The sequence below is a fragment of the Vibrio salinus genome, assembly GCF_021272385.1.
In the GTDB taxonomy this organism is placed as follows: Bacteria; Pseudomonadota; Gammaproteobacteria; order Enterobacterales; family Vibrionaceae; genus Vibrio; species Vibrio salinus.
On record NZ_JAJSDZ010000010.1, the window covers coordinates 925,705 to 942,558 of the forward strand.

Below are 16,854 nucleotides of genomic sequence, written 5' to 3' on the forward strand. Positions count from 1 at the left end.
ATGTCATCTTATGCGATTCAAACTAAAGGTCTGTGTAAGCGTTTTGATCAGGTAAGTGCACTGGATAACATCAATATATCCGTGAAGCATGGAGAGTTTGTTGCCATTATGGGTGCGTCCGGTTCCGGTAAAACCACATTAATGAATATTCTGACCTGCCTGGATACGGCTACTGAAGGTCAGGTTATCCTTGATGGTCAGGATGCTTCAGAATTGGATGAAAATGGCCGCAGAGAGTTTCGTGCTGAGAAAATCGGATTGTTGTTTCAGCAATTTCATCTTATTCCCTATTTGACGGCTTTGGAAAATGTAATGCTTGCTCAGCATTATCATAGTGTTACTGACCGGGAAGCCGCGGTTAATGTTTTAGAAATGGTTGGGTTAGGACACCGGATTGGCCATCTTCCCAGCGAGTTATCTGGAGGAGAACAGCAGCGGGTTTGTATTGCCAGAGCACTGGTTAATGAATGTCCGATTATTTTTGCAGATGAACCGACCGGGAATCTGGACGAAGAAAATGAGCGGATTGTACTGGATATTTTCCAAAAGTTACACGCAGAAAACCGCACCATTATTATGGTGACTCACAACCCGGATTTGGGCAAATATACGGATCGTATTATTCGGTTACAACACGGGAAATACCTCGGTGAGGAAAGACCAAATGTTGCGGCTTAATCAATGTGTCGGGGGAATTTTTCTTCTGATTTTTTCCGTGTTTATTACCGGATGCCAGGATCAACTTGCAAAAATTGGGGGGAAAGCCCCATCTCTTGCTGTATTCGATTCGGAAAATAATCCGATCACTTTTGATCAATTTAAAGGGAAACCGGTCATTCTGGAGTTTTGGTCGAAGGACTGTGGAGCCTGTATTGCCATGATGGATAAATGGCAAAGTGTGTTACAAAATCGTCCGGATGATGTGGTATTAATTGGTGTCGGAATTGATAAAAATCACTTTGATCTAAACGCATTTGCTAAAAAATATGGCCTGACATTTCCAATTGGATTTGATCAACTGGGTATTACAAAAGAGCGTTATCAGGTATCTGTTACCCCAACCACTTATTTTATTGATCAATCTGGCGAAATAGTGAATTTTCATATTGGATTTTCCTATGAGCTGGATTTGAATAAAGCGATTTCATATCTTGTAAAAAATTAGGAAATCTTATGATGAAAAAAATACGTTTATTGCTGGTCATGTGTGCCGCTCTTGTGATGACATTTTCTGTTCTGGCTGAGACAAAAGTAAATGAACTAAAAAAAATGATTGATGTACAAAATCCGGTGGTATTTCAGTTGGCCAATGGTGCTAATGCTACCGGAAGCAAAATGACGATTTATAATCATACTGACAAAGATCTAATTATTGATGGTTTTACATCTAATGATTTCAAGCGAACAATGCTTCATAGTACCCGGTACGAAAGTGGTAAGCGTGTAATGTTTCATGTAGACCACATTACCGTTCCAGCCCATAAAAAACTGGCTCTGACGCCGAATACTCATCACTTCATGTTGTTTAACCCTATTCACAAATTAAAAACCGGAGAATTTCTTACTTTGAAAGTTCATACCAATCAGGGGGAGTTTGATGTGATTGCCCAGGTGGTTCCACGTCGTCTGAAATAGTCATTGAGTAGGAAATTATGTTACAAAAAACACTAATCTCTTTCATGCTCGGAATGTTTATAGTTTCTCTTAGTGGGTGCGATGATAATAAATCTGTAGACAATCATGCAGAACATGAAGTTAAAACGGTAACGCTGGATAAGCGTCTTGTTATGGTTGAGGTCGCAGGACTGATAAATAAACGGATGCCAATGGCTGAAGTGACCCAAAAATACATTACTCCGCGTTTTGTTGATTTGAATACTGGCCGTCTGCTCAAACGTTCGATGGTACCTGAAAATTACAATGAGCAGGAAGCAGCAAATGATCCCAAACGGTCAGTTGTTCTGAACAAGCAGGATGATATTGCCGGTATAAAACGAAGAGAAAATATCGGAGAGCTTTATCTGGTTAACGATGATGCCGGTAAACTCGACAAAATAATTGTACCTGTCCGGGGGGAGGGAAAATACGCTTTAATTTACGCTTTTGTTTCACTGAATGCTGATGATTTAAGCATTTACAGGTTTGGAATTTACAAGCACAGTGAAACGCCGGGATTGGGGGCAAAATTTGTTGATGATCCTGATGTTGTTAAACGATTTACCGGAAAACATGTCTATAAGCAGGGTGTATCTGATTTTAAGGTAATAATGAATCATGAGACGTCGGTTGACAGCAATTCTATTGATGGCGTCAGTGGTGCGACGATGACTAGTGATGGAATTCAAAATGCCATTAATTTCTGGTGTGGCGACAATGCTTTTGGTCCGGCAATAAAGAAACTCAGAGTGAAATCATAATCTAGAAATAATCTCTGGAAGCTTTCCTGCTTCCAGAGGGGCGCTGGGGTGGCGATATTACTGAATTGTTGACTGTAGTAATTGATCAGCAATTTTGGCTAAAAGTCCTTTTTGTGGTTTTGTATGAGAAAACTCGCGTAAACCATAAATCCCCATAACAAGATACTCGGCCAGAAAATCACAGTCTGATTCTGCTGATATTTCGCCTTTAGCCTGTGCTTCTCTGAGTTTGGATAATAATTTGGATTTCCAGCTATTCAGAGCGTCATTGATGATATTCTTCATTTCATTGTCGTCTTGCGTTAATTCATTCATTAATTTTTGTAGCAGGCAATCTTTAATGGTGGCGTTTTCGCATTCATTTACAATCATTGAAAAATAGCTTTTCAGGCCCTTAATAATCGTCGGTTGAGAGTCGAAGATATCACTAAACTGTTGATCCCGCTCATTCACATAATGCTCAATCGCAGCCAGTAAAAGCCCTTGTTTGTTTTTAAAAGCACAATATATGGAACCGGGATGTAATCCGGTTGCTTTTTTTATGTCCTGCATGCTGGTTTTATTAAACCCTTTAGTGACAAACAGAGACAAGGCAGAACATAATACCTGTTCTCTGTCATATTTCGCTAGACGCACTTCTTTTTCTCATCATTTGCAAAAAAACATTACTCGAATCAGTCAATGTATTGTTGTCTTACATATTACCCGAGAAAAAACAGGAAACAAAGCAATTTGAATGATTGTTCAAAAATAGCTTGAATGATCATTCAAGAATGATCTAGCATAGATAAAAGTCAATAATAACTGGGGAAAAGTAATGACAGACATATTATTTCAACCGTTTGAACTCAACGGTAAAATTACGCTTAATAACCGAATCGTCATGGCGCCGTTAACTCGCTGTAAAGCAGATAATGAGCTTGTTCCTACCGATGAGGTTGCCAGATATTATGCCCGACGTGCTGATGCCGGGTTGATCATTTCTGAAGCAACCATTATTCGACCTGATGGACAGGGATATCCGAATACTCCCGGATTATTTACTGAAAAACAGGTAGAAGGCTGGAAAAACGTCACTTCTGCTGTTCATCAGAAGGGGGGAAAGATATTTGCACAGTTATGGCATACCGGACGTGTGGCACATCCGACGTTTTTCGGTGGAGAGTATGCTTTAGCTCCATCTGCCATTGCATTTGAAGGAACGGTTCCCCGGCATAGAGATCTGGTTTATACCGTACCTAAAGCGGCAACAAGCGAAGAGATTGAGCAATTGACTGAAGATTATGCAACTGCAGCACAAAATGCGATTACGGCGGGTTTTGATGGTGTTGAAATCCATGGGGCTAACGGGTATCTGATCGATCAGTTTCTTCATTTTAATACGAATCAGAGAACTGATGAGTTCGGGGAAACACCTGAGAATATGACCCGCTTTCCCCTTTCTGTCGTCGATGCAGTATGTGAACGCATTGGGGGATACCGGACTGGGTTACGCCTGTCTCCCGGAGCGTATGCACATATAGATCCCGACCCACAAGATAGGAAAGTGTTCGATCATCTTTTTGAAGAACTGGAAAAAAGGGAGCTTGCCTATCTGCATGAAGGGATGTTTGATGACACCATGGAATTTGATTTTCTGGATGGTACCGTCTCTGATTATATGCGTAAGCATACCAGCAAAACACTTATTGGAGTCGGTGGATATAATGCGGAGTCCGGGACTAGGGCAATATCGACAGACCGCTTCGATTTGGTGGCAATTGGTCGTTCATTTATATCAAACCCTGATTATGTCTCCCGTGTCCTTCATGGACAGGAGCTGACAGCTTACGATCCGGAAAAGCTGGATGAATTAATCTGATCCTTCTGTATAAAAATAAGAGAAATTTGTCAATTTCTAATTATGAATACCCCTCTAGGTAGCTTACCAGTCAGAGGGGTATATTTTCATTATATAGTTCTGTTAAGCCTTAAATCGTAGCATTACTTCAGGGTAATTCAGTCATCTTTCGATATAGTTCGTTGGTAGAAAACCTCTGCACCAGCAATGAGCAGAGATAATTTTTTCTGCCACCAGTCTTTGGGGTTACTGGCAATAATACGAACAACATATTCGACATGTGCGGCTGTTTGATGAGTTTTAGCCTGCTCCCAGGCATTTTTGAGTCGTTGAGCTGGTATTTTCCCATTTGAATCGGGAGTATTTAACTGTTGCCATGCAGAGGCACAATCGGTTGTCATATCAATAATGCTGTCAATAATCAAGGCGGAGTCATCACGGTTGAAGCCGAGTGATTCAATTTTGTCGCATGACATTGAAAATGCGTTAATTGCTGATAGTGGAGGGCGATCAAAACTTCGGATTGTAGCCGCCAGTCCCGGATATTTTGCGTAAATATCCCAAAGTGTATTCGCTACATAAGTTAAATAATCCTGCCAATTATTAGTATGATGTTCTGTATTAATTTCGGAAATTGCCAGATCCAAAGCATCGTAGATAATATCCTCACGATTTTTTACATGTCGGTATAGTGAAGAGTGATCAACACCAAGTTTAGTGGATATTTTTTTCAGAGTTATTCTGTCCAGTCCGATTCCCAATGCCGCTTTGGCGATTGCTTCACGGGAAATTCGGGCTGGCCTTCCGATGGATACATCCGAGGGTTGCTTAGATGTCATATAAATATTTCTGTTTTATCTTAATAATCAAATTATCGGTAATATATAGAAAACGCATCAGATTTGCTAAAATCCAATGATACAGCTCTTCCTTTTTTTTACTGAGAAATGTTACAGGTGACAATATAAGCAGCCTTCCGCATTGGTGGGTAATATTTCATGAGGAAATATTTTATATATCCAATTCGGCGAAATTCTTTAAAATCGCAGTAATAGTGAATTTTCGCTACTTTAATATTATCGTTCCAAATTTCGATTTCACGGGGATCGTCCAGATAAAGCTGAAATTCGGTACCTGTATGTTTTATACTATCGTGTTTCTGTGAATGTCTTGCCATCCAGCCAGAGGTTGCATCAAATACTAATTTTCCGCCTTTAAAATAGTGACTTAAATTCTGCAGTATGTTTTTTACCTGAGATTTGTCAAAGTACATCAACACACCTTCTATAGTGAAAAAGAATTGACTGTCGGGGTGATAGGATCGAAGAGTTTCCATCCAGGATGTTTTGAGAATTGAACCTGTTAGATTGATGCTTTCACTGTTTCCTGGAAGTAGCTTATTTCGCATTTTGATTACATCTGGAAGGTCCAGATTATAAAACTGTGCTTTTTTATTAATATAAGGCCTTACGCGTTCATATCTGGCATCCAGACCACACCCTATATTAACAATGATCGGTTTTTCATGAGAATCAATAAAATTTATAACTTGAGAATCCATATAATCAGCTCTGACAGCACATCCGACAGAACTGGTCACCGATTGATTAAATACAGAGAAATCGTACTTCATATTTTCGACAATATGAACGGCCGATAAATCTTGAAAAAAAGAATCTTTGGCAAGAGTCTGCTGTGCTTTCATATAAAGAGGAATAAATAAAGTCTGACTGACTTCATTACCGATACCGGTTTGACGTAAACTGTTTTCCATAATTTTTCCCTATAATATTAATGTTTTAACGGATTAAATTTCCAGTTGGCTGCACCTGACCACTTATCCCATAAGTTTTTATACAAGCCATCACAGTTGACTAATTCGGTATGGCTGCCTTGCTGAACGATGTTTCCGTCATTCATGACGATAATTTGGTCTGCATTTTTTATGGTTGATAATTTGTGGGCGACAATTAGAACGGTTTTATTTGCTGTCAATGCCTTCAAAGCCTGATAAAAAGCGCGTTCATTGGTTGGATCAATTGCTGCTGTCGCTTCGTCCATCAGAATAATAGGTGCGTCTTTGAGCATTGCTCTGGCAATGGAAAGTCTCTGTCTCTCTCCTCCTGATAAAGTAGCCCCGCCTTCTCCAATTTGAGTATCGAACCCATCAGGCAGGTCCATTATAAAATCATAAGCCTGAGCCATTTTTGCCGCATAAATGATTTCGTCTTGAGTTGCATGAGGTCTACCAATCAACAGGTTATCCATTATTGTTCCCGAAAAAAGATAGACATTCTGAAAAACGAAAGTAACTAATTTATTTAAGTCTTTTGTCTTCATTTGCTGAAGATTGACTCCACCAATGCTGATTTCTCCGGATGTAACATCCCAGAAACGGGCAACAAGATTAAGTAGTGTGCTTTTGCCGGCTCCGGAAGGTCCGACGATTGCCGTTACGGAGTTTTGTCTGGCAGAAAAATTGATATTATTAATAACGCTTTGATCATCATTGTATCCAAAAGAAACGTTATTAAATTTAATATCAAAATCAGAAGGTTTTTCAGAGTGTTCTGGTTCAGAAAGGGTTTCTGCGTTTAGGACTCTGTTCATTCTGGTCAACGAAGCATCAGCCATCCGGGTTTGCTCAAGAACGGCCACCAAACCAAGCAAAGGGCTGTAGAGTGCATAAATAAGCATTAGAGCCGTTATAAATAAAGATACGTTAATGCTGTTACTTAGCAGTAAATGACTATCAACATAAAAAATAATGGGAATACCGAGTAGGGTAATTGCCCCAAATATAACCAATGGAAAAACAAGTTGTTTAACCATCTTGTTGGATAAATTCCGGAAATCATTTAGTGCATTCTCAAAATCTTCTTGACCTTTCGCGAGACGGTTGAAAGATTTTATGACCACCATCCCCTGAATATATTCAATCATTCTTGCTGCTGCAGATGCCTGTGTGTCCTGACGTTTTATTCCTAACTGAGCAAGTTTATGACTGGCAATGATATATACCGGTATGCTCAGGACAATCGAAATAGCAGCGGCGGTGAATAGGGCAGTATTTTGAAAAATCAGGTAGGTAAGCACTGCAATTGGAAGGCCGAATGCTTCTGCAATGCGGGGTAAACCATCAGACAGAAATGTTTCTACTGTCTGCATATCGGTTGTGAGAACAGTGACAGCGTCACCTCTATGCCGGGATAGATGAAAACCCAATGGAAGTTGGTTCATTCTTCTTAGCATTTTTATTCGTAAATCACTGGATAGCTGAAAGCTTGCCATCCAAGTTTTGTGTGATGATAAAAAACTAAAAACAAGTTGTCCGGTAAGCGAAAGTAATGAAAGGAAGCAAATTTGATAGAACCAGTCTTTCGTAACGCTGCCCTGTGAAGTAACAAGTGTAGTGACAACTATAATGGCGACGCCATAACCCAATCCTAGGCTGAAAGACTGAAGAAACCGGAATATGATTCCTCTGACAATTTGGTGTTTCAGTGGTCCTGCCAAATTCCATAGCCGCTTTAAACTTTGCCAGTCAGAATGTGTCTCTGTTGTTTCTTTTTGAATTTGGTTATTCATGTGGATATTCCTCAACCTTTGATTCGGATGTTTGAATCGCACAAAAGTCGGTCCAAAGTTTTTTATAGACGCCATCATTACTTAAAAGATTTTCATGGAGTCCTTTTTCAACAACAAAGCCGTTATCAATAACTACAATTTGATCAACATTTTTTATGGTGTTTAGTCTGTGTGCAATTACGATTACCGTTTTATCTTTTGTTAAGGCTTCGATTGCTTGTTGGATCAGTGCTTCATTTTCTGGATCCGAAAATGCGGTTGCTTCATCAAGAATAATAATCGGGGAGTTCTTGAGAATAGCTCTTGCTATTGCGATGCGTTGGCATTCTCCACCTGATAATTTACGTCCTTTGTCGCCAACTTTTGTTTGATATCCTTCTGGCAGGGATAAGATCAAATCGTGTATTTGAGCCGCTTGAGCCGCCAGAATCATGTCTTGAACAGAGGCCTGTGGGGAGCCAAATTTTATATTTTCTTCTAAAGTTCCAGTGAACAAAAAAGTATCCTGAAAAACAAAAGAGACGGTATCCATGAGTTGCTCTATCGAAAATTCAGTAATTGAGTGTCCCCCAATAGAAATCTGTCCTTTTGATATGTCATAGAAACGGGGGATCAGTGTGGCGAGAGTGCTTTTCCCTGCACCGGATGGTCCAACTAGCGCTGTTATTTCATTTGGTTTCGCAGTAAATGATATGTTATGTAGAACTTCCTGTTGATCATATCTGAATGAAACATTATCAAATTCAACCGTGTAATTATCAAGAGAGATGGTTTTATGCGAGTCTGTTTGTGGAGGCGTGGCTAATACTTTTTCAGTCAACTGTGAATTCATACTGATATGAGCCAATTGATGGAATAAATGAAACAGTTTAAGTAATGGGCGGCTATAATTGGCCCCAACAATGATGAAAAAGACAAATGTGATAACGTCAATAGAATGATTGACGACCAGAAAACTGCCCAGAATCACTATGAAAATCACATTGCTGAGAACAAGGCTAAAGAATGTGCCACCGTAGGGTAAATATGCCTGAGCCCAGCTTTTCTCGGTATTGGCATAGTTTTTTATCGCCTGTTCTGTTTCCTTGTGGCTTTTTTCGTCCTGATTGAAAATTTTTATAATTGGCAAACCATTTAAGTATTCAACAACGGAGGCATTCATTACTTGGTTTGCACGTTGGTAGGCCGATGCATGTTCTGAGCCTTTCTTCATTCCTTTAATCAACAGATAAAAGGAGATAGGTGTAATCAGAATTGATGCTAAGGCCATTCGCCAGTCGATGTAAAAAAGCCAGCATGAAACAGCAAACCATGTTGCGATTGCGCTGATTCCTTCGGGTATCCCATGTGCAATGATCAACTCCAGTTGTTCAGGGTCATCGATTAGAAGCTTTTTGGCATCTCCGCTTTTTTTCTTGCTGTAAAATCCCATCGGAAGTAAAGCGAGGTGCTTAGCGATTTTAATCCTGAGTTGATAAAGAGAATTGAATGCTAAGAAATGCGATGTCCTCATTGCCAACCCAAGTAAAATGTATGCAGCCAAAACGCTGATTAAGGATGAGACAGATAGGATCATTACGGTAGTAGGGTTAATGGTGTATTCGATTGCTAATACTAACAGACGATATATTGCATAGATTGGGAAAAGTTCAAATGCAACTGAAAGTGTTGCCATAAAAATTGATGTGATTAGGGCCCATTTTTGTTTGATTAAAAAAGGTTGGATTAATGAAAAACTGGCGAGGTAATTAACTGAATTTTCCGAATCTGATCTTAATGGAGGCTTATTCAGTGAGCTATTATCTTCAAGTGTTTCACCTGATGTGGTATTCATAGTCAGCTCCTAAATGTTGATCTAAATGATAATTGATATCAATATTACTCTTGTTTCTCTAGTTTGCAACACTCTGTTGCAAATGATTTATAGAATAACTGCCGCAGATAACACCTAACGCTTCATTACCAATGCGAAGACAGGAATACAAACTCTGTATTACCACTGATAAAGGGTGGGGTTGATAACTGATTTGATAAATTTTTTTGGAAATAGAATACTGATATGTGTGTCAAACTCCGGATAAAGCTTAAATGTGAAGACTTTATCCGAGGTTGGATTTTTGTTTAACAGTTGTAACAGGTATTGTAAAAGATGTTCTAAATTTGTTGCATTGGTACCTGCTAATTTTTCATCAGTCAGAGGGCTTAAGATATTTGTATGTCACTGATAATGGATTAACTTACTAAAATAGCAATTTCAAGAATATAGTAATTTAGTTCTTTATAATCCGGCATCGTACTGAATACTTTATCAATTACCTGAAATTTTTGATCAACACTTTCAAACGTTTTCATTTTGTTAAATTCACTGATCACTGTTGAACTGTGTTCAGTAACAAATTGACGGATGGTACTAAAGTTAAGTTTGTGTGCTTTTTCAACGACTTTAATGGCGGCTGTAATCTTCTCTAACGTTAAAGATTCATAATCAAATATGGGGATATTTGCGTTATTGATTTCTAATGTGCTCATGGTTGCTTCCTAATTATTGATTTTTATTACTTACAATACCTCTGTTAACAGAATGGAGTAATTGATATCTGTTAATTTGTATTCAATTAGGTGTCAAATAAATAGAAGTAGTGGCAAGCAATAATCGGTTTATTCGGTTTTCTTTTTCAGGAAGCGATATACATCATTTTTACTGATTTTACTTATCTGTTGCATTAGGGAAAAACTGGGATTTTTTATTCCGATGCTTTCCAGTTCATGTACCATTAATGTCCATAATTTTGCTGTCATTTGCGCATCAGCCAATGCCCTGTGAAACGTCCCGTCATTTTCAATTTGTTTGAAACGAACTAAATCTCCTAACTTATGTGTTGGTGAGTCCGGAATTAATCGCCTGGCTATCAGCATTGAGCAGGCAAAATCGCCTGAGTAATCCGTATTAATTCGGGCCAGTTCTGCATCCAGGAATCGTTTATCAAAAGAGGCGTTATGTGCAACCAGTGAGCTGTCTCCGATAAATTCAGCAAACTCACTCATTACTTCTTCGCAACTGGGAGCGTTATTTAGCATAGCATTCGAAATGCCCGTATAATTTTCAATAAACCGGCTGATACGAAATCCTGGATTCATCAGGCATTGAAAAGTCTTTGTTACCTGCCCTTCGACCAGCTTTACCGCACCAATTTCAATAGCTCTGTCTCCCATATTTGGTGAGAGCCCGGTGGTTTCAAAATCGAGAACTATCGTAGAGTTGGCCAGTATCTGCATATGTTTTACCCGCATAAATATCTGAAGACGATTATATACGGAAGTGACATGATAAGGCAGGATTATGTATATCAACCAATAGAAAACTGAAAAATCAGAGGACTGAATATCGAATGTCATTTATTCGATAAGGGAGGATAAGGGAGCGATTAAAAAGGTTCCGGCATAACTCATTATACCGAAACCTTCGGGTTAATTATTTCAGATTGTCTGGGAAATTAGCTGGTAATTCGCTTGCAGCACAATTGATTACACTGTCGTCATTTTCTCCGCAATCACGTACAAATGTAATGGTAGCAAATTCATCAATAACCTCAGTCGGATAGATTGGACCCGCTTCGCGATATGCTTCCATTTGAGGAATAAAATCATTCTGGAAACAGACGGTTTTCTTCGGATCATTAATAATCCAGCGAGGGAAGAAAATGGTTCCATGAAAGACTTTATCAGCCAGGTTTACAATTAAGCTAACGTCAGTCCCTGTAGGCTCAGTCCATGAAATTTTATAGACGTCACTGGCTACTCTGACAAGAAATACTTTTTGATCTTTGACCCAACGGTTTCCGACAATTCCACTATGAATCCGGTAATCCATAGTTTCTCCATTTTTTACATAAATTTCATAATTCCAGCCGTTGTCGTATGTGTAAACCAAATGTTTACCAAGAAGGCCTGAAAGATCGGTTTTATCAAACATAATCACTCTCTTTTATTATTCATTTTTTGGAATACAGATACTATAATTTAAATTATTTTTATAAAATAACGCTATTTTTGAATATAAAGGCTCAAGAAATTTTATATGTTTTTAAGTACACTCGAACAATGGATGCTGCTGGAATCCATTATTGAAACCGGCAGTATTGCAAAAGCTGCTGAAAAACACTGTAGAAGCCAGCCTTCTGTCAGTTATCAAATCAATCAGTTACAAAAACGACTTGGTATAGATTTGCTTGAACTCAAGGGGAGAAAACTGACATTAACTAACGCTGGTGCTTCTCTTCTGGAGCAGGCCTCCATTTTACTTGCTGAATGGCAGGATCTTGAATCTCAGGCGAAAGCTTTGACGGAAAATTCCAGGGAATCAATCAGTCTGGTTGTGGATAGCTTATTTCCCAAACAGCGTTTGTTTAATGCGTTGAAACATTTTAACCAGTTGTATCCATATACTCAGGTACATGTAAAAGAGATTGTACGCGATGAAGGGCTTTTACAGATTGAACAGGGAATGGGGGATTTGTATGTTGTCAGTGTTCCAGAACAGGATAAACACCCTAAAGTTCTGACAATTACCCTGCGGTTTATTTTGGTAGCGCACCAGAATCATGAAATTTTTTCGATTCAGGAAAAACTCAGAGCAAGCCGTTTATACCGCTACCCAACAATACAAATAGTGGATAAAGAGAATCAAAGAGCAAACCGTCAAAATAAACGATACGGAGAGACTTGGTATTTTACTTCCGTTAATTCCGCCATAGAAGCGGTTATTAATCAACTTGGTATTGGTTGGTTGCCGGAGAGTGAAATCAGACCGTATCTTGAAAGCGGTGAGTTACAGAGAATTGAATATTCGAATGAAACAGAACGAATGACCTCGTTGTATTGTATAAGAAGCTCACTGGAGAAATACGATGTATGTGTGCAAGCCTTATCTGATGCCATTCTTGATGATGAACTGATATGAAATAAAACCTTTTAAGTATAGTTACCATAATGGTGCTAAAACTATAGTCATTAGTTTACCGATTAATTTAGTGAATAATACTGCTCTAAAGATAGACAAATGTTTATTTTAGAACAATTCTGCTTATTTATTATTAGTGTCTGGAATTGGTTGATTTTAAGGCATTATTCTTTAGTATAAAAATAACGAAACGAGAGTTTCGTCACCATCACGGATTAACTTAGAGGAGACGTAATATGAATATTCAACGTATTAATTCATCTAATTTTGCGTCTCTTTCCGATCTTATTTCTATGTGTAATTTCAGCATGAAGTCTGATTATCCAGCGCTTGACATGTTGATTGATAATGCATCGAAACGCCGAGATTAAGTTGATCCGTATGCTCATGTTAAGCTGCGGAACTGGCAGCTTGACTGGACCTTTCTCTGTTTAATCTGCCATTTCTCCCAGTAAACATTATTATTTTACTAAGGAGAGTACCATGAAACATTCAATTTATATCCGACTTGCCGTCTGGCTTATTCGTGCTGATATTTATCGGGAAGAACGAGCGTTGGAACGAAAAATTAAACGGTCGGCGCATGATATTCCCTGGGATAATCCGCATTTGCTTCGTGATATAGGTCTGGAATCAGATGGCCGTCCAATAAACAGAGATCAGACGGATGTTAGTGTAAAATCAGCATCAAAAGTTGCAAAAATTCGTCAGAAATTTTCTCTGAGGATACCAACGTAACCAGACAGCGGCTCCCGTTTTGTCATGTTATATAACTGGGAGTCGCTTTGTTTTTAATCGAAATATTATGAATAAACAGGCAAAAGCTGCTTGTATAACATCCTGAATGTTTCTCTTTTCACTGACAGTTTTTTGTGCTGCGCAATATCAGGTTTATGGGATTCGATTATTTCGGGAAGAGGGCATACATCTTCAATCATTGCACCCGAACCCAAAACTCCAAGCTGAGCCAGTCTGGCTGCACCTAACGCCGGTCCCACATCTCCGCCACGACGATAAACCAAATCAAGGTTGAATATATTAGTGAGTAATTGTCGCCAGTACGAGCTTTTCGCTCCGCCACCAATCAGAGTTATCTGGTCTGGTTTTTCTCCGGTTTCATGTAAAGCATCAAGACCATCGGCTAATGCAAAACCAACACCTTCCAGTACTGCCTGAGCAAGGGTTAACTTAGAGGTATCATGCGTCATACCGAAGAATACTCCCTTGGCATTAGGATTATTGTGAGGGGTTCTTTCTCCTGATAAATATGGTAGAAAAATCACATTGGTTTCTGGTGCATTCCTTTCAACATCGTCCATCATTGAGGAGACTGTGTCATATCCGGTAAGTTCCGCTACCCAATTCAGGCAGGATGCGGCACTCAAGATGACTGACATGGTATGCCAGGTCCCAGGTAATGCATGACAAAAGGAATGGAGAGCCGAATCGGGGTTACTGATAAACTGTTTGCTGACTGAAAAATAGACTCCGGAGGTACCAAGGGAAATCATGGCTTGTCCCGGTTTGATGATTCCGACACCAATGGCTCCGGCAGCGTTATCGCCGCCACCGGCGACAACCGGAACCTCGTCCATACCGAACTGTTTTGCCAGCATAGGTTTTAGGGTCCCGGTTATTTCATTACCTTCATACAACGCTGGCATATGAGAACGCGATAATTCACAGGCATTTAGCAGTTCATCACTCCAGTCTCTCGCCTTAACATCCAGCCACATGGTACCTGCTGCATCTGATAGATCAGTTGCGAATTCTCCGGTCAGCAGATATCTCAGGTAGTCCTTAGGTAGCAGAACTTTATCTATTCGGGAAAAACATTCCGGTTCATTTTTGGCCAGCCATTTTAGTTTAGGTGCACTAAAACCCGGCATCATCAGGTTTCCTGTTATATCGCGGCTTTCCGGTACGAGTTTTTCCAGTTCATGGCATTCTGCTTCACAACGACCGTCATTCCAGAGTATGGCTGGTCTAATAACCTGATGCTGGCTATCGAGCAATGTAACACCATGCATCTGTCCCGACAGGCCAATGGCTTTCACCTGATTGAGATGATGTTGTTCGGAAAGCGCCTTTAGTGACGTTAACGTAGCTGCCCACCAGTCATCCGGAGCTTGTTCAGACCAGAGTGGGTGAGGTCTGGATACCGATATTTCAGTTGTGGTTGAGGCCAGAATGTCTCCGGTTTCGGACATTAATATTGTCTTTACGCCAGATGTGCCTAAATCGATCCCAATAAACATAGTCATCTCCTAGGTGAGGATTCACTGCAAATAGAATGCATAAGAATACCAATGAGTGTATTCCTTTACGGACGGTCTACAATTATGTTTTTTGTTATTCTAATTCAGAGATTTATTGACTGAGTTATAGATCACATAGAGAAATGAATTCTGCTGGTAGACTCATCTCTCTAATTGATAGAAATGATGGTTGCCAATGGATAAACATTATCAAATATCACTGTTATTTAATGCGAATAAGGTTTATGACCGACAGGTTATGGAAGGTATCGGAGAATATCTTCAAGCATCCCAATGCCATTGGAATATTTTTATTGAAGATGATTTTACAACGAATGTTGAGCATTTTCGCTCCTGGAACGGTGACGGTGTTATCGCTGATTTTGATAATCCACAAATTATTGAACTTCTGAAAGATTCAAATATCCCTGTTGTCGGGGTAGGAGGCTCGTATACAGATGATGAAGATTATCCGGATGTTCCTTATGTTGCTACAGACAATTACAAAATTGTCGAAATGGCCTTTCAACATTTGAAAGAGAAAGGACTTGAGCAATTCGCTTTTTATGGTATTCCTGATGATTCATGGCAACGCTGGGCTAACCAAAGGGAACGGGCTTTTATCGATTTAGTTTCTCAGGAAAACTATTTCTATTCGGTTTATCGGGGGAATGAGACGAATGCACTTAGTTGGCAATATGACATGAATCGCCTGTCTGACTGGATTCAACGATTACCAACGCCAATTGGAATTATTGCTGTTACTGACGCGAGAGCCCGGCATCTTTTGCAAACCTGCGAACATTTGGGTCTTATGGTTCCAGACAGGATTGCGGTTGTCGGTATAGATAACGAAGAGATGACCCGGTATCTGACAAGAGTGTCGTTAAGTTCTGTTGCTCAGGGATGCAAGACAATGGGTTATAATGCAGCCAAAATGCTTCATCGGTTGCTGATGAAAAAAGCAAAAGGAGAGGAAAATCCCCGTATTGAAAACAGCCGGATTCTTGTCCCACCAAGCCAGGTGTTTGAAAGACAGAGCTCTGATTATCAAACATTACATGATCCGTATGTTGTTCAGGCATTACACTACATTCGAAATAATGCCTGTAAGGGAATTAAAGTCGAGCAGGTATTAACTCACGTGGGAATATCCCGTTCCAATCTTGAAAGCCGGTTTAAAGAAGAGCGGGACCATTCTATTCATTTCGAAATACATAAGGCAAAGTTAGATCGTGCCCGTAATCTGCTATCCAGCACGGACCTTCCTATTGCTGAAATATCCGAAACCTGCGGATATCCATCTATTCAATATATGTATTCGGTATTTAAGAAGTCATTTAATAAAACTCCCAAAGAATATAGGGATTCTCCCGAAGAAAAAGTCTGATATAAAAACACTATCATATTTACATGAATCAATAATATTTTTTAATTCTTATTTTATTTTAAAAATTAACAATTGTTGTCACTTTAATATGTATGGGTATAGTAGGTTATTTTTTATTTGATGTGTTCTTGATCTCACTATTGCTATTAATGCTAATCATCTAAGATAGTGTTTCATTGAAATAAGTTATTGATTAAAAAATAAAATTTATCATTTCTTCTTTTTTGAGGTTTTCTTGTTTTTAAAATATCCAAGGTTGATCACGATTAATAAAAAATAACAGAAAACGTAAAAGGTAAATAAAATAAGAGAAATGGTTTTATTTGTTCTTTGTCTATAAGATTAAATTGCTCAGTATCAATGGATACTGAATATACCCTACATAAATATTAAATATAATG

18 protein-coding genes are annotated in these 16,854 nt (G+C 39.1%); 9 read left to right on the forward strand and 9 right to left on the reverse strand.

Annotation, left to right across the window (positions count from 1 at the left end):
• Genes LRQ06_RS17765 through nqrC form a run of 4 tightly spaced genes read left to right on the forward strand, consistent with a single transcriptional unit; the run spans window position 1 to window position 2,417 of the window.
• On the forward strand, window positions 1-678 hold the full coding sequence (locus LRQ06_RS17765; RefSeq protein ID WP_232768378.1) for an ABC transporter ATP-binding protein: 678 nt from the start codon (window positions 1-3) through the stop codon (window positions 676-678).
• A complete protein-coding gene (locus tag LRQ06_RS17770) occupies window positions 665-1,165 on the forward strand; it encodes a TlpA family protein disulfide reductase (protein ID WP_232768379.1) in 501 nt (166 codons plus the stop codon). The genes LRQ06_RS17765 and LRQ06_RS17770 overlap by 14 nt, the downstream gene beginning before the upstream one ends.
• Before the next feature lie 8 nt (window positions 1,166-1,173).
• Entirely contained in the window at window positions 1,174-1,635 is a 462-nt protein-coding gene (locus LRQ06_RS17775) for a copper chaperone PCu(A)C (RefSeq protein WP_232768380.1), read from the forward strand.
• Between the two features lie 17 nt (window positions 1,636-1,652).
• On the forward strand, window positions 1,653-2,417 hold the full coding sequence (gene nqrC, locus LRQ06_RS17780) for an NADH:ubiquinone reductase (Na(+)-transporting) subunit C (protein ID WP_232768381.1): 765 nt from the start codon (window positions 1,653-1,655) through the stop codon (window positions 2,415-2,417).
• Between the two features lie 57 nt (window positions 2,418-2,474).
• On the opposite strand, the gene LRQ06_RS17785 is transcribed toward nqrC, so the two are convergent.
• A complete protein-coding gene (locus LRQ06_RS17785; protein ID WP_232768382.1) occupies window positions 2,475-3,053 on the reverse strand; it encodes a TetR/AcrR family transcriptional regulator in 579 nt (192 codons plus the stop codon).
• Window positions 3,054-3,234: 181 nt separating this feature from the next.
• On the opposite strand from LRQ06_RS17785, the gene LRQ06_RS17790 reads away from it, so the two are divergent.
• On the forward strand, window positions 3,235-4,278 hold the full coding sequence (locus LRQ06_RS17790; RefSeq protein WP_232768383.1) for an alkene reductase: 1,044 nt from the start codon (window positions 3,235-3,237) through the stop codon (window positions 4,276-4,278).
• Window positions 4,279-4,415: 137 nt separating this feature from the next.
• Here LRQ06_RS17790 and LRQ06_RS17795 read toward each other — a convergent pair whose 3' ends face one another.
• The 7 genes from LRQ06_RS17795 to LRQ06_RS17825 form a co-directional block, all read right to left on the reverse strand.
• Complete coding sequence (locus tag LRQ06_RS17795; protein ID WP_232768384.1) at window positions 4,416-5,096, reverse strand: TetR/AcrR family transcriptional regulator; 681 nt, start codon at window positions 5,094-5,096, stop codon at window positions 4,416-4,418.
• A gap of 98 nt (window positions 5,097-5,194) precedes the next feature.
• Complete coding sequence (locus LRQ06_RS17800; RefSeq protein WP_232768385.1) at window positions 5,195-6,031, reverse strand: class I SAM-dependent methyltransferase; 837 nt, start codon at window positions 6,029-6,031, stop codon at window positions 5,195-5,197.
• Window positions 6,032-6,048: 17 nt separating this feature from the next.
• Window positions 6,049-7,845, reverse strand: a complete 1,797-nt coding sequence (locus LRQ06_RS17805) for an ABC transporter ATP-binding protein (RefSeq protein ID WP_232768386.1) — start codon at window positions 7,843-7,845, stop codon at window positions 6,049-6,051.
• A complete protein-coding gene (locus LRQ06_RS17810; protein ID WP_232768387.1) occupies window positions 7,838-9,679 on the reverse strand; it encodes an ABC transporter ATP-binding protein in 1,842 nt (613 codons plus the stop codon). The genes LRQ06_RS17805 and LRQ06_RS17810 overlap by 8 nt, the downstream gene beginning before the upstream one ends.
• Before the next feature lie 398 nt (window positions 9,680-10,077).
• On the reverse strand, window positions 10,078-10,374 hold the full coding sequence (locus LRQ06_RS17815) for a hypothetical protein (protein ID WP_232768388.1): 297 nt from the start codon (window positions 10,372-10,374) through the stop codon (window positions 10,078-10,080).
• A 129-nt stretch (window positions 10,375-10,503) separates the two neighbouring features.
• A complete protein-coding gene (locus LRQ06_RS17820; RefSeq protein ID WP_232768389.1) occupies window positions 10,504-11,121 on the reverse strand; it encodes a 3'-5' exonuclease in 618 nt (205 codons plus the stop codon).
• Window positions 11,122-11,317: 196 nt separating this feature from the next.
• Window positions 11,318-11,821: a phenolic acid decarboxylase gene (locus tag LRQ06_RS17825; RefSeq protein WP_232769013.1), complete on the reverse strand. Its 504-nt coding sequence runs from the start codon at window positions 11,819-11,821 to the stop codon at window positions 11,318-11,320.
• Window positions 11,822-11,923: 102 nt separating this feature from the next.
• Between LRQ06_RS17825 and LRQ06_RS17830 the strand changes: the two genes are divergently transcribed.
• The 3 genes from LRQ06_RS17830 to LRQ06_RS17835 all read left to right on the forward strand — a co-directional run bounded on the left by LRQ06_RS17830 (window position 11,924) and on the right by LRQ06_RS17835 (window position 13,543).
• Window positions 11,924-12,805 carry a LysR family transcriptional regulator gene (locus tag LRQ06_RS17830; RefSeq protein WP_232768390.1) on the forward strand — a complete coding sequence of 294 codons (882 nt, stop codon included), beginning with the start codon at window positions 11,924-11,926 and terminating at the stop codon, window positions 12,803-12,805.
• Between the two features lie 236 nt (window positions 12,806-13,041).
• Complete coding sequence (locus tag LRQ06_RS21075) at window positions 13,042-13,176, forward strand: hypothetical protein (protein WP_257794119.1); 135 nt, start codon at window positions 13,042-13,044, stop codon at window positions 13,174-13,176.
• A gap of 112 nt (window positions 13,177-13,288) precedes the next feature.
• The gene (locus tag LRQ06_RS17835) at window positions 13,289-13,543 is read left to right on the forward strand and encodes a DUF1127 domain-containing protein (RefSeq protein WP_232768391.1); all 255 of its coding nucleotides are present in this window, start codon (window positions 13,289-13,291) and stop codon (window positions 13,541-13,543) included.
• A 65-nt stretch (window positions 13,544-13,608) separates the two neighbouring features.
• Here the strand turns inward: LRQ06_RS17835 and xylB are convergent, their stop codons facing one another.
• Window positions 13,609-15,063, reverse strand: coding sequence for a xylulokinase (xylB, locus tag LRQ06_RS17840; protein WP_232768392.1), 1,455 nt, complete (start codon window positions 15,061-15,063; stop codon window positions 13,609-13,611).
• Window positions 15,064-15,259: 196 nt separating this feature from the next.
• Here xylB and LRQ06_RS17845 point away from each other — a divergent pair, with 196 nt between their 5' ends.
• Window positions 15,260-16,453 (forward strand): XylR family transcriptional regulator, encoded by a 1,194-nt coding sequence (locus LRQ06_RS17845; protein WP_232768393.1) that lies wholly within the window; start codon window positions 15,260-15,262, stop codon window positions 16,451-16,453.
• The last annotated feature ends 401 nt before the right edge of the window (window positions 16,454-16,854 follow it).